Genomic DNA, 14,399 nt, shown 5'->3' with positions numbered 1-14,399 from the left:
TTCCCCTTATTGTTTTAATTTTGGATCTAGCGCATCTCGTAAACCATCGCCCATTAAATTGAAAGCCAGTACGAGAGAAAGAATTGCTAAACCGGGAATTGTGACGAGCCAATGTGCTGTTTGCATAAAGCTACGAGATTCCGCTAACATCGTACCTAATTCAGGTGTTGGAGGCTGTGCACCAATACCTAAGAAACCCAATGCAGCAAGTTCAAGAATTGCATTAGAAATGCCCATTGTCATTTGTACAATTAATGGCGCTAAACAATTAGGTAAAATGACAATAAACATTAAACGAAATACGCCTGCCCCAGCAACACGAGAAGCAATTACATAGTCACGATTTTTTTCATTTAAAACTGAAGCGCGTGTTAAACGAACATAACTTGGAATAGAAACCACAGCAATCGCAATCGCAGCATTGGTTAAAGAAGGTCCAAGAATCGTTACCACCCCAATAGTTAATAATAAACTTGGAATAGCCAACATAATATCGACAAAACGCATAATCATTGTATCAATTAAGCCACCATAATAACCCGCGAGTAAACCGAGAATCACGCCAAAGAAACAAGACAATAAAACAATGGTCAAGCCAATAAACACAGAAAGGCGTGCACCATAGATAATACGCGATAAAATATCACGTCCAATATCATCAGTGCCTAATAAATAAGCACTATTTCCGCCTTCAATCCATGCAGGAGGAAGCAATAAGGCACTGCGATCCTGTGTAATAGGATCAAAAGGGGCGATTACCCCAGCAAAAATACAAACGATTAACACAATCGTAATAAAAGTCAGCCCAATCACTGCACCATGATTTTGTTTAAAATAAAACCAAAATTCTTGTAATGGCGTTTTCGGTGCAGGTGAACTCACTGTGGTTACACTTGACATGTTTCACTCCAATCAAATCAAAATTAAGTATGGCGAATACGCGGATTAACAACGCCATAAATTAAATCAACCGTTAAATTCACTAAAATAATCAGCGTAGCGATAATCAGTACGGAACCTTGTAACACAGGATAATCACGTGAATTAATCGCATCAATAATCCATTTACCAATCCCAGGCCAAGAGAAAATATTCTCAGTTAATACTGCACCAGAAAGCAATTGTCCAACAATTAATCCGACTACTGTTACAACAGGAATTAATGCATTACGTAATGCATGTACAACAACAATTCGAGTTGTATTTAGTCCCTTAGCTTTTGCCGTACGAATATAATCTTCGCCAAGTACTTCTAACATCGAGGAACGCGTCATACGTGTAATGACAGCCAGCGGAATAGTACCGAGTACAATAGCAGGCAAAATTAACGATTTAATGGCAGCTAAGAATGCACCTGGTTCATCAGAATTCCAGGTGTCAATCAGCATAAATCCTGTCTCAGCTTCAATCCAATATTCAGCGGGTAGACGACCCGAAGCAGGCAAGCCCAAAGGTGTGGAAAAATAGAGGATTAAAATCAGCCCCCACCAAAAAATCGGCATAGAATAGCCTGTGAGAGAAAGTGCCGTGACGGTATGCGATATCCAAGAATCTTTTTTTACGGCGGCAATTATCCCTAAGAAAATACCCAAAATTAACGACCACAATAAAGCAAAAAAAGCTAATTCGACTGTGGCGGGAAAGAGCGTAAAAAACTCTTTGAGTACAGGTTCGTTATTACGAAATGAAGTGCCTAAATCCCCTTGTAACACACCTTTAACATAGGTGAAATACTGCTCTGGTAAAGGTCTATCTAATCCAAGTTTTTGCATCATTTCAGCATGGATTTCTGGTGTTAAGCCACGCTCACCCATGCGAATTTCAATTGGATCACCCGGAATCATGTGGACTAACGCAAAAGTAATGAGGGTTATTGCAATAAATGTTGGAATAACCATTAAAAGGCGTTTAAAAATAAATTGAAACATCGAAGACTCTCTATATTTATAATTTTGAATCCCTGTTTCCTCTCATTGAGGAAAATCATCAGCGGTCACACTGAAAATGGAATAAATAAAAATCAATGTAGGATAGCACAAGCCTGATCAACTCGCCCTATCCTATCTTGCCAAATCCTCAAAAATTTGACCGCACTTTCAAAGCTTACTTCACTAAATCAACTAAATAGAAGTTATGTAAGCCAAATGGATCAATCACATAGCCTTTCACTTCTTTACGTACTGGGAAGTAAGTAGTTGAATGCGCAATGGTGATCCATGGTGCCTGTGCTTTAAATACGACTTGGGCTTGCTTATAAAGCGCAGTACGCTCAGTCGGATCAGTCACTTGTGCAGCTTTTGTCACAAGATCATTAAATTCTTGATGACAGAATTTCGCATAGTTGGAACCCGATTCTACTGCGGCACAGCTTAATAACGTATTTAAGAAGTTATCGGGATCACCATTATCTCCTGTCCATCCCATCATACCTGTTTGGTGATCGCCTGCACGCATACGTTTAAGATATTCACCCCATTCGTAGCTAACAATTTTTGCTTTTACCCCTACTTTTTCCCAATCAGCTTGTACCAATTCTGCCATACGGCGTGCATTTGGGTTATATGGACGCGAAACTGGCATTGCCCACAAATCCGTGTCAAAGCCATTTTCAAAACCCGCTTCTTTTAATAAGGCTTTTGCTTTCTCTGGATCGTATTCATAATCTTTCACATCATCATTATAAGACCACATTGTTGGTGGAATTGGGTTTTTAGCGACCTGTCCTGCCCCTTGATAAACTGACTCAATAATCGCTTCTTTATTCACCGCATAATTCAATGCTTGACGCACTTTGACATTATCAAAAGGCGCTTTTTTTACATTGAAATTTAAATAACCTACATTCAAACCCGGTTTAGTCAATAAGTTGATATTTGGATCTGCTTTTAATTTTACAATATCTGCAGGATTTGGATATGGCGCAGCATGACATTCCCCTTTCTGTAATTTGGCATAACGCACTGAAGCATCAGGCGTAATAGAGAAAACTAAGCGATCAATTTTCGCTTTACCTTGCCAATAATTTTCAAAGGCTTTAAAACGAACAGAAGAATCTTTTTGATACGAAACAAATTCAAATGGACCCGTACCAATTGGTGCGCTATCTAATTTCTCTGGCGTTTTTGCTGTTGCCATTGCAGCTGCGTATTCCGCAGAATAAATGGAGGCAAAATCCATCGCTAAATTCGCTAAAAATGGTGCATTAGGGACTTTCAAGCTGATTTTCACTGTGTAATCATCCAGTTTTTCTACTTTATCAATGATATTTTGCATATCCATACCGATAAAATACTCGTAATTACCGCCAGAAACTTTGTGATAAGGATGATTTGGATCTAATTGACGATTAAAAGAGAAAACCACATCATCAGCATTAAAATCACGACTTGGTTTAAACGCTTTATTACTGTGGAATTTCACCCCTTTACGTAAATGAAACACATAGGTTTTACCATCATCTGCCACGTCCCATTTTTCTGCTAGTGCAGGAATCACATTCGTGGTACCACGCTCAAATGTCGTTAAACCATTGAACATGGCTTGTCCAGAAGCATCAATAGTTGCACCATCAGTACCAAGCACAGGGCTTAAATAAGAAGGTGAGGCTTCAGAACAGTAAACGAATGTTTTCGGACCCGCTGCAAAGGCTGCTGTCGAAGTCATCGCTACTGCGATAAGAGAGAGTTTGGTTAATTTTTTCATTTTTCACTCCAAGATGTTGTTGGTTTGGTACCAAACAGTACCTTTTGTTTGCATATGCTTTTACGAATATGGCAAGTTTTAAATCAAATAGCAATCCCTAATGTAAACAAAATGTGAAATAACGTGGATTTTTATTGAATCTTTTTCAAAAAAAAAGCCATATTTTTAGATAAAAATCATTATTTATCTCTAAATATGGCTATACATAGATTACAATTTTTCTATTTGTGACATTCAAAATAGCATTTTTATCTATTTTCTAAAAAAATTTTAGCATAAAACACAAATATTGAATTTTTAAGTCTTATTTTTAGCATTAACAACTAAAATTTTGTTAAAACAGACCGCTCTTTTATCCTATTCTGTTGGACGTACGCCGAGTGTATGACAAATTGCATAAGTCAATTCACTGCGGTTTAACGTATAAAAATGGAAGTCTTTCACACCTTCACGAGAAAGTACACGCACCATATCCATCGCCACGCTCGCAGCGACTAAGTTACGTGTTGTTTGATCATCATCTAAACCCTCATAGTTTTTAGCCAACCAAGCAGGAATTTTGACATTAGTGAGTGCTGCCATTTTAACCAGCTGTTTAAAATTAGTTACAGGTAAAATTCCCGGTACGATCTCCGCATCAATACCAATTGAAGCACAACGGTCACGAAAACGTAAATAACTGTCAATATCAAAGAAAAATTGAGTAATCACATGGTTTGCCCCTGCATCAATTTTACGTTTTAAATTAATCAAATCTGCTTGAGCAGATTTCGCTTCTGGATGGACTTCAGGGTAAGCCGCAACTGAAATATCAAAATCGGCTACAGAGCGTAATAATGCGACTAAATCAGCCGCATAAAATGGCTTTTTCACATAGCCTGCTGGCTCATCACCACGTAATGCAACAATACGACGAATACCGCTCTTCCAATAATCTTTAGCAATTTCAATTAATTCTTCTGCCGTCGCATCAATGCCAGTCAAGTGAGGAGCTGCTTCTAATCCAGTTAACTGCTTAATATTTTTCACGACTGAATGTGTACGATCACGCTCACCTGAATTCGCCCCATAAGTCACCGAAACGAATTTAGGTTTAAGCACTTTTAAACGATGAATAGAATCCCACAAAATCGTTTCCATCTTTTCATTTTTAGGTGGAAAAAACTCAAAGGATACGTTGATCCTCCCGTCTAAATCTGCAACATGTTGATTAAGTGTATCAATCTCTTTCGCGTAACTCATCATTCACCTCATGAACAAAATTATTTTTAGATGTCTATATGGCTAAATTAAAGAGAAAAAGCGATTATGTCAATGCTAAAAAATTTCATTCAATCAATGAATTCGATTCATAATCGAACTGAGTACTGGAATTTGTACTCACAATATGAATTGGTTATACTTTGTATTATGTAAATCACGTCAAAACAGACGGAGTAGGGAAAACATGAAGAGAAAAGCCAAAATCACCCTTATTTTATCCAGTATTACGCTTGCCTTAGCTATTACGGCACAATATTACACTAATCATAAAATTAATCGCAGTTTACAAAGTTTTCCTTACCATTTAAAAGATCAGCTAACATTACATGTGACAGAAAAAAATGCGAATTTTTTCCAACGCGAGTTAGTTTTTAGTCTTGAAGATGATAAACAACGTAAAACAGATATTATTTCAACAAAACTCACCGCACTTCCTTTTACGATTATTGCTGAATCTCATGTTCCTGAGCCACTTATTAGCGAGTTAAATAAAAAACTCAATATCACTATTGATAAAAATAGTATTAACAGCAAATTCTCTGTCGTCGGTGATTATTTACAGTCCAACATCGTGACCCAATTTAGAGATCTCGCGAACAAACCACAAGATCTACAAATTCATATTAACTATGCGGCAAAAACAAAATCAATGGAAATCCAAAGTCAGCTTTCTGGCTTTAACTATGATGCCAAAACGAAATTCGACGGCTTAACTGGGCAATATGTGTTAATTCCAACTGGTGATCACCAATATGATCTGGCTGAGTTAGAATTAAAAGTAAAAAGCGCAGACATTTACTTATTAAATGGCGAAAATACCAATATTAAACTAGAACAGCTGAACTACTCACTGAGTAAATCCTTAAATGAACAACATTATGATTTGAGTACAGAATTTAATAGCAAAAAAATCAATATCTCAAACAAAAATAAAAGTTCAGAACAAGATCAAACTGACATTGATGAATTTGTTTTCTCATCTAAACATACACAAATTCCCAATAGTCTAAGCTTCTACCGTGAATTCAGCAATATCATTGAAGAAAATAAAACCTTACCAGAGGCCATTAATTTACTCATTGATACGCTATTTAATAATGATACTGTCGAAGCAAAAGTGACGATGAAAGCATTAAGTCTGCCAGATAATCCTCACCAAAATAAATTTCTAAAACTAAAAGATCTTGCTCTCTCTTTTGAAGCAAATAATAAAGATCGCCAAAATATTAATGCAGAACTAGCACTCAATGCTAAACAAATCATACTAGACGGAGATGGAAAAGAAGCATTAACAATCAAAGGATTATCTGCAACACATAAACTCGATCAAATAAACTTAACTGATCGCTTAAGTTTGCTCCCATTCTATACTGATCTATTTAAAAATACGTCAACAATGAAGACCTTCCCAGAGAAAGATAATCCCGTTTTCATTGAAAAATTAAAACAAAGCTTAGATAATTTTAACGAAAAACGTGAATTTACTCTCAATATAGATGCACTGAGCTATGCCAATACAGAATCAGAAAAAAAATTGGCGTTCGACAAGCTCAACATGACATATTTTGAGGACCAACAGCAAGCTAAATATGGCTATACCTCGACGTTTTCTATTGAAAAATTTGTCGATAACGCTCTCGGATTACAAGTCAACGATTTGAGTAATCGAGTCCCATTTCGTCTATCACCGCGTACAACACCTTCACCATTAGACTTATGCTATGACAATAGTTATCGAATGTTGTGCGTATTCTATCTTTCAGAAAAAACCTACCAAAAATGGCAAAAAAGTTTTATCAAAGAAACGGCACCAACAATTCACAATGCAGAACTTAAAGCTGCTTTGGATACATTACCTAACAGCCAAGCTTATCCGATTAGTGCTAACTTCACCATTGGCTTTATGCCATCTGAAAATGAAATGATGTCTTTCAATATTATCGATATGCTACCCAACTTGATGAATGCGAATGTGGATATCAAATTAACACTTGCAAAAGGCTTGATCAAAGACGCTCAAACGTTGCTTCAAATAGACTCTAAAGAGCGACGCGTTTGGGATATGTTACATGTTTTCGTTAAACCAAATGATCAACTCGCGCCTTATTTTATCGAACAAAATGATAGTTATGTCATGCATTATGTGCAACAAGATGATGTTAAAACAGTTAATGACCAACCATTTGATGACATAATGAATAAACTCAATTCATCACCAGAGCCAAAAACGAACGATGAGTCATCTTCTTCTTTTGAACAGTCAAGTTCTGAATTACCATCAACAGTAGAACAAGAGAATCAATCTGTTGCGCCGTAAACAAAAGTGCGGTCTGTTTTTGCCAAATTTTTAAAATAGACCGCGCTTTTTATCCCAGTTAAAGCTTTCTACTTTACAAAGTACAAAATCCTCCTACAATATTGCCCTTTAATTATTCACTACAGTGAATACCTGACTTGTAATCAGACTAACGGAAAAACGATGACAACTTTCACTCCAGAGCTACTCTCACCTGCTGGCTCATTAAAAAACATGCGCTATGCGTTTGCTTATGGTGCAGATGCCGTCTATGCAGGGCAACCACGCTATAGCTTGCGTGTACGTAATAATGAATTCAATCATACTAATTTAAAAATTGGGATTGATGAAGCCCATGCGCTAGGCAAGAAATTCTATGTGGTGGTCAATATCGCACCACACAATTCAAAATTAAAAACGTTTATTCGTGATTTAGAACCCGTGATCACAATGGGACCTGATGCTCTTATTATGTCCGATCCCGGTCTTATCATGTTGGTGCGTGAACATTTTCCGCAAGTAGCCATTCATCTTTCTGTACAAGCAAATGCAGTTAACTGGGCATCAGTGAAATTCTGGAAACAAATGGGCTTGACTCGTGTGATTCTATCGCGTGAACTTTCACTTGATGAAATTGCTGAAATTCGCCAGCAAGTACCCGATATGGAAATTGAGGTATTCGTTCACGGCGCATTATGTATGGCGTATTCAGGGCGTTGTTTGCTGTCAGGTTATATTAATAAACGTGACCCAAATCAAGGCACATGCACCAATGCGTGCCGTTGGGAATATAGCGTGACAGAAGCGAAAGAAGATGACATCGGCAATATTGTCAATGTGGGCGAAGAAATTCCAGTGAAAAATGTCGCACCAACCCTTGGTGAAGGTGATACCACTAGCAAAGTATTCTTACTTGCAGAAAGCCAACGCCCAGAAGAGCAAATGTCGGCCTTCGAAGATGAACATGGTACTTACATCATGAACTCCAAAGATCTACGTGCCGTACAACATGTGGAAAAACTGACCGCACTTGGAGTACATTCACTTAAAATTGAAGGGCGGACTAAATCTTTCTATTACTGCGCAAGAACAGCACAAGTGTATCGCAAAGCGATTGATGATGCGGTGGCAGGTAAACCATTTGATGAAAGTCTGATGCATACGCTAGAATCTCTTGCACATCGTGGCTATACCGAAGGTTTCTTACGTCGTCATACACATGATGAATATCAGAACTATGACTATGGTTATTCGATTTCTGAGCGCCAACAATTCGTTGGTGAATTTACAGGCAAACGTAACGCACAAGGCATGGCAGAAGTGGCGGTAAAAAATAAATTTTTACTTGGCGATGAAGTGGAAATGATGACACCGAAAGGTAATATTGTGTTTAAAATTCAACATATGCTCAACTGTAAAAATGAACAAGTGGAAGCAGGTTTAGGTGACGGGCATTTCGTATTCTTAGACGTACCAGAAGATGTACAATTAGATTATGCGCTGCTCATGCGTAATTTAGTCAATACCAATACTCGCCAGCCTCACAGCGCATAATCTCTCTATTCAATATAAACCAAAGGCATGCATTCATTTGCATGCTTTTGCTTTGTATTAGTCATAAAAAATAAACATGACATTTGACAATAACAACTCCCTCCCACATAATAAAAATACTTATTATAAGTTAACTTATAATAAGCAAACGTACACAATAAACACGAGGAGAGTAACATGTTTGAATTTGAGCAAAATATCAAAGGGTTAGCCAAAGCTGAAAGCGTCTGGCAATTATATGTGAATGTAAATAAATGGGCGCATTGGGATAAAACAATTCGCTCAGTTAGTCTTTCTGGTCCATTCAAAAATGGCACTGATGGTGTCATGTATATGCAAAATAAGATGAGTATTCCTTTTACTATTATTGAATGCACACCGAATAAAAGTTTTACTACAAAAGCAGAATTAGGTAATCTTTGTATTAATTTCGTTCATCGATTAGAACAAAAAAACAATGACATAATCATTCATCATAAAGTGATTATTCAAAGTGAAGATGAACAACAAGCAAAAATGCTTGGTAATAAATTCTCCAACGACTTAACTGAGAGCTTACAAAACTTAATTCACTTGGTAAATCAAGAATGAAATATTCTCACTATAAAAATACAGAGGAAAGCACGGGACTCTTGTTTTGGCAAACGACCGTACTATGGCAAAGAAAAATTAAAGAGGTATTACAGCCCTTAGATCTCACTCATACTCAATTTGTTATTTTGGCTGTAGTCGAAGAATTGTCCGAAAAAGAGGATGAAATCACACAAAAAATGATTTCCGATTTTTCCATGATAGATGTGATGACAGTTTCTTCAACAGTAAGATTGTTGGAAAAAAAGCATTATATTGTGCGTGTACAAAGCAAAAATGACACCAGAGCTTACTCTATCTGCAATACAACACAAGGAAAAGAGCGACTTATTCAAGCTATTCAGCAAGTAGAATATGTGGATAGTCAATTCTTTTTTACCAATAAGCAAAAACTAAAACAGTTCCAAGAAAACTTACATGCATTGATTTGTCATAATACAAATTTAGTCTAATTTTTTAGCAAAAAAGATTTCGGTAAATCTTAAATATTATCATGCGCATTTTTTGTTAAATAATTGTTGCATTTGTTATTTTTATGTGTATAATGCAACCCATACCCTAAAAAGTATGACTCCAAATATATTTTTGCCCTTTCGCTTTGAAAGGGCTTTTTTTTGCCTTGCGTCAGACTAAATCGGTTCTTCGCATAAAATTCGGGATTTTTCCTTGTACTATGTTTGAATTCGCAATAGACTTACGCCCACCTTTTTTAGATAACTGTGATAACAATTTCTTATGCGTGTTGCTGATTTTAATTTCGTCTTACCTGATGAGCTCATTGCTCGTTATCCTAAAACCGATCGTACTTCAAGCCGTTTACTCCAACTCAATGGTGAAAATGGTGAAATCTCACACCGCACTTTTGCGGATATCATTGATCAAATCAATGCAGGCGACTTACTTATTTTTAACAATACACGAGTTATTCCAGCTCGGATGTTTGGTCGTAAAGCCAGTGGGGGGAAGGTAGAAGTCTTGGTAGAACGAATTTTATCTGACAGGCGATTTTTAGCTCATGTTCGTTCCTCAAAAGCGCCAAAAGAAGGCGCGGAACTTTGGCTAGGTGAAGATAAGTTAGGTGAAAATAATGGCGTGAAAGTGTGCATGATCACGCGTCATGACACATTATTTGAACTCGAAATTACAGAAAAACAGACCGCACTTTTAGATGTTCTACAACAAATTGGGCATATGCCTCTCCCCCCTTATATCGATCGCCCTGATGAGGAAGCTGATAAAGAACGTTACCAAACGGTTTATAACAAAGTCCCTGGTGCAGTAGCGGCACCGACTGCAGGTTTACATTTTGATGATGCATTATTAGCACAACTCAAAGACAAAGGGGTGAACTTCGCTTTTGTCACACTGCATGTCGGCGCGGGTACATTCCAACCTGTGCGTGTTGAACAAATTGAAGATCATAAAATGCATGCAGAGTATGTCAAAGTGCCAGCCGAAGTTTGTGAGGCAATTATCGAAACTAAACGGGCGGGTAAGCGTGTCATTGCAGTAGGTACGACCTCTGTCCGTTCCGTAGAAAGTGCTGCTTTGGCTGCCGAACAACAAGGGAGTGCACAATTAATTACACCTTACTTTTCTGATACCTCAATTTTTATTTACCCAGGTAAAAAATTCCGTGTAGTAGATTGCTTAATTACTAATTTCCACTTACCCGAAAGTACATTAATTATGCTAGTGTCGGCATTTGCAGGTTATAAACATACAATGACAGCCTATCAAAGTGCGGTCGAAAATCGCTATCGTTTTTTCAGTTATGGCGATGCGATGTTTATCAACAAAAATCCAAATGTCACTGGATTAGATTAATGATTTTTGTATTTGATTTGGACGGGACAATTTGTTTTGATGGTAAACATATTCCATCTGAAATTGAAATTGCCCTTGAACAGTTGATGATCACAAATCATCAACTGATTTTTGCTTCCGCCCGTCCTATTCGAGATTTGCTCCCGCTTTTAAATACCCAACTAAAACAAGCCTTATTAATTGGTGGTAATGGTTCAATTACACAAGTCAATCAGCAAATTCAAGCCAATAATCCTATTACGCATAACGATTTCAATCAAATAAAGCAATGGATTCAAGAATATGATTTAGATTACCTCGCAGATGATCTTTGGCACTATAGTAAACGTATTCGCCAACCTCATAGTATTGAGCATAAAATTGACAGTGCAAAACTCGCTGAAAACCGACCGCTCTTTACAATTCAACACCCCATCAAAACAATATTGCTCAATCTTTCTACAACACATTACTTTTCTTTAAAGCAGAATCTCAGCCAGTTAGATCTAAATGTCATCGAACATACAGAACAAAATGGCTCATTTAATCTGGACATTACTGCAAGTCATATCAACAAATACAATACGTTAACTAGATTAATCGGATATGAAAAATATATTGCATTTGGTAATGACATCAATGATTTTGAATTACTACAACATGCAACTTATGCGGTTTGCATTGGTAATTTTGCACCATTACAATCAGTTGCGGATATAACGCTACCCGCAAATCCAGCGCTTATTGCCGATAAAATCATACAATTAATAGCGAATGATGGCTAATTAACCCATTGAATCATCATCTTACATACCGACTCACCCCAAGCTCATAAACCTTAAATGTTGACCACTGCTTATGGTCTATTTCTAATGTAATACTAGTGTTGGTTGTGTAAAAACATTGACAATATTAAAGACTAAAAACCTATATATCCCATATAGTTAAATTTTGTTACTCTCTATTGTTGTTATAGAAATGACGATACGTGTTGGCTGCGGAAATTTGACTTATGCGTACTGAGCACATACAATGCAACACATAATTATGCGTTTCATATTTTTATCCTCATATTAAAAATATAACGTTTGGATCAACTAAACAAAGCAATCCAACAGCAACAATTGGCAAACTAAATTTTAGCAGATCCATCACTGTTCTCACTTATACCCTGTCAGAACATTGAAAAAAATCATAGTATAAAGCCTGTTTATTGACACAGGCTTTTTTATTCATAAAACACTTCGAACTGTTTATTCGTTGAAAGGAAATTAAATGAAATACGAACTTGATAAAACAAGTGGTAATGCAAGACGTGGACGCCTTGTTTTTGAACGCCCGCAAGGAACCTTTACGGTTGAAACCCCTGCTTTTATGCCCGTTGGTACTTATGGCACAGTAAAAGGTATGACCCCAGAAGAAGTCCGTGCCACTGGCGCAGAAATCTTATTAGGCAACACTTTCCATTTATGGCTACGCCCAGGTCAAGAAGTCATGCGTAAGCATGGCGATTTACACGATTTTATGCAATGGCACCGCCCTATTTTAACTGACTCAGGCGGTTTCCAAGTCTTCAGTCTAGGTAAACTACGTAAAATTACTGAAGAAGGAGTGAAATTCCAAAACCCAATTAATGGTGAACGTATTTTTTTATCTCCGGAAAAATCGATGGAAATCCAATACGATCTTGGTTCAGATATTGTGATGATTTTCGATGAATGTACACCTTATCCAGCCACTTTTGACTACGCCAAAAAATCGATGGAAATGTCATTACGCTGGGCAAAACGTAGTCGTGTTCGCTTCGATGAACTGGGTAATAAAAACGCATTGTTCGGTATTATTCAAGGTGGCGTTTATGAAGAATTGCGTAAGGTTTCAGTAGAGGGCTTAGTGAATATTGGTTTTGATGGTTATGCCGTTGGTGGCTTAGCTGTTGGTGAACCTAAAGAAGATATGCACCGCATTTTAGAATATGTTTGTCCACAAATTCCTGCAGACAAACCGCGCTATTTAATGGGTGTTGGTAAACCTGAAGATCTAGTCGAAGGCGTACGTCGCGGAATAGATATGTTCGACTGCGTCATGCCAACTCGCAATGCTCGTAATGGTCACTTGTTTGTCAGCAATGGCATTGTCAAAATCCGCAATGCCAAATATCGCGATGATACAACGCCATTAGATCCTGAATGTGACTGCTATACTTGCAAAAATTACACTAAAGCTTATTTATACCATTTAGATAAGTGTAATGAGATTCTTGGTGCAAGATTAAATACTATTCATAATTTACGTTATTATCAGCGTTTAATGGCTCAAATTCGTGAGGCTATAGAACAAAATCGCTTTGATGATTTTGTACACGAATTTTACGCTAAAATTGGTAAACCTGTTCCACCAATGCAATTGGACGCTCAACATGCTTAATCTGTCACCGCAACAATTTGTGACTTGGGAGCAACCGATTGAGATGCTTTACGCTTGCCATAGTAAAGTCAAGCGTTTTTGCCATCAATTGAGTATATTACCTAATTATTTGGCAGAACACGGCTGTAACCAAGCAGTAAAAAATGATGTCCAACAAATTCTGACTTATTTTAATCAATCTGCGCCATTACATCACCAAGATGAAGAAGATGATTTCTTTCCTGCATTACTAGCAAAAGCCCCACAAGTGCGGTCAGAAATTGAAAAATTAGCAGCGCAACATAGCCTATTGCATCAAAATTGGGCAGAATTATCCGTGCAATTGAGCGCATTTCTAAGCAATCAACGTGCCAACATTGATGTTGAGCTTATCAGTAAATTTATTGCAAGCTATGATGAACATATTGCAATTGAAGAACCACTATTTGAACTGGGTAAACAGTATTTATCTATTGAAGAATTAAATAGTATGGGCAAAATCATGTTTGCACGTCGTTGCGTAAAATAAGCAAAGGGCAAGTAATATGGATTATTTTCTTGATTTAACCTCATTTACTTGCCCTTTACCTCTGCTAATGAGCCAAAAAGCATTAAAGCAGCTTAATCCAGCAGAAACTCTCACGCTTATACTTAATAATGAAAGCACAATAAATGATATTAAATTACTTTGTCAGCAACAAAATTATCAATTACTGAACATTGAACAAATCAATCGTTGTGCTTATCGCCTAACCCTTCAAAAATAACGCCAATTCCTTTC

The 14,399-nt window shown here is 37.1% G+C and carries 13 protein-coding genes; 9 read left to right on the top strand and 4 right to left on the bottom strand.

All coding sequences use genetic code 11. From position 1 onward, the window contains the following. Positions 1-6: 6 nt before the first annotated feature. From C0975_RS02160 to metF, 4 genes are all read right to left on the bottom strand, one after another. Complete coding sequence (locus C0975_RS02160) at positions 7-900, bottom strand: ABC transporter permease subunit (protein ID WP_101774754.1); 894 nt, start codon at positions 898-900, stop codon at positions 7-9. A gap of 23 nt (positions 901-923) precedes the next feature. Continuing rightward, the gene (locus C0975_RS02155) at positions 924-1,928 is read right to left on the bottom strand and encodes an ABC transporter permease subunit (protein ID WP_101774753.1); all 1,005 of its coding nucleotides are present in this window, start codon (positions 1,926-1,928) and stop codon (positions 924-926) included. A 175-nt stretch (positions 1,929-2,103) separates the two neighbouring features. Next, the gene (locus C0975_RS02150; protein ID WP_101774752.1) at positions 2,104-3,702 is read right to left on the bottom strand and encodes an ABC transporter substrate-binding protein; all 1,599 of its coding nucleotides are present in this window, start codon (positions 3,700-3,702) and stop codon (positions 2,104-2,106) included. A gap of 357 nt (positions 3,703-4,059) precedes the next feature. Further along, entirely contained in the window at positions 4,060-4,944 is an 885-nt protein-coding gene (gene metF / locus C0975_RS02145) for a methylenetetrahydrofolate reductase (RefSeq protein ID WP_101774751.1), read from the bottom strand. Positions 4,945-5,149: 205 nt separating this feature from the next. Here metF and C0975_RS02140 point away from each other — a divergent pair, with 205 nt between their 5' ends. The 9 genes from C0975_RS02140 to C0975_RS02100 all read left to right on the top strand — a co-directional run bounded on the left by C0975_RS02140 (position 5,150) and on the right by C0975_RS02100 (position 14,385). Next, positions 5,150-7,282 carry a hypothetical protein gene (locus tag C0975_RS02140; protein WP_101774750.1) on the top strand — a complete coding sequence of 711 codons (2,133 nt, stop codon included), beginning with the start codon at positions 5,150-5,152 and terminating at the stop codon, positions 7,280-7,282. A 162-nt stretch (positions 7,283-7,444) separates the two neighbouring features. Beyond that, positions 7,445-8,815, top strand: coding sequence for a prephenate-dependent tRNA uridine(34) hydroxylase TrhP (trhP, locus tag C0975_RS02135; RefSeq protein WP_101774749.1), 1,371 nt, complete (start codon positions 7,445-7,447; stop codon positions 8,813-8,815). Positions 8,816-8,992: 177 nt separating this feature from the next. Next, entirely contained in the window at positions 8,993-9,406 is a 414-nt protein-coding gene (locus tag C0975_RS02130) for an SRPBCC family protein (RefSeq protein ID WP_101774748.1), read from the top strand. After that, positions 9,403-9,858 (top strand): MarR family winged helix-turn-helix transcriptional regulator, encoded by a 456-nt coding sequence (locus C0975_RS02125; protein ID WP_101774747.1) that lies wholly within the window; start codon positions 9,403-9,405, stop codon positions 9,856-9,858. The genes C0975_RS02130 and C0975_RS02125 overlap by 4 nt, the downstream gene beginning before the upstream one ends. Positions 9,859-10,141: 283 nt before the next feature. Further along, on the top strand, positions 10,142-11,233 hold the full coding sequence (gene queA / locus C0975_RS02120; RefSeq protein WP_101774746.1) for a tRNA preQ1(34) S-adenosylmethionine ribosyltransferase-isomerase QueA: 1,092 nt from the start codon (positions 10,142-10,144) through the stop codon (positions 11,231-11,233). Continuing rightward, positions 11,233-11,997, top strand: coding sequence for an HAD-IIB family hydrolase (locus C0975_RS02115; protein WP_101774745.1), 765 nt, complete (start codon positions 11,233-11,235; stop codon positions 11,995-11,997). The genes queA and C0975_RS02115 overlap by 1 nt, the downstream gene beginning before the upstream one ends. 490 nt (positions 11,998-12,487) lie before the next feature. Beyond that, complete coding sequence (gene tgt, locus C0975_RS02110) at positions 12,488-13,639, top strand: tRNA guanosine(34) transglycosylase Tgt (RefSeq protein WP_101774744.1); 1,152 nt, start codon at positions 12,488-12,490, stop codon at positions 13,637-13,639. Beyond that, positions 13,632-14,147 (top strand): hemerythrin domain-containing protein, encoded by a 516-nt coding sequence (locus C0975_RS02105; protein ID WP_101774743.1) that lies wholly within the window; start codon positions 13,632-13,634, stop codon positions 14,145-14,147. Before tgt ends, C0975_RS02105 begins: the two co-directional genes overlap by 8 nt. A 16-nt stretch (positions 14,148-14,163) precedes the next feature. Continuing rightward, positions 14,164-14,385, top strand: coding sequence for a sulfurtransferase TusA family protein (locus tag C0975_RS02100; RefSeq protein ID WP_101774742.1), 222 nt, complete (start codon positions 14,164-14,166; stop codon positions 14,383-14,385). Positions 14,386-14,399 lie beyond the last annotated feature (14 nt).

This window comes from Pasteurella oralis (genome assembly GCF_002850605.1).
GTDB classification, from domain to species: domain Bacteria; phylum Pseudomonadota; class Gammaproteobacteria; order Enterobacterales; family Pasteurellaceae; genus Pasteurella; species Pasteurella oralis.
This window is presented reverse-complemented; position numbering and strand designations above follow the sequence as displayed.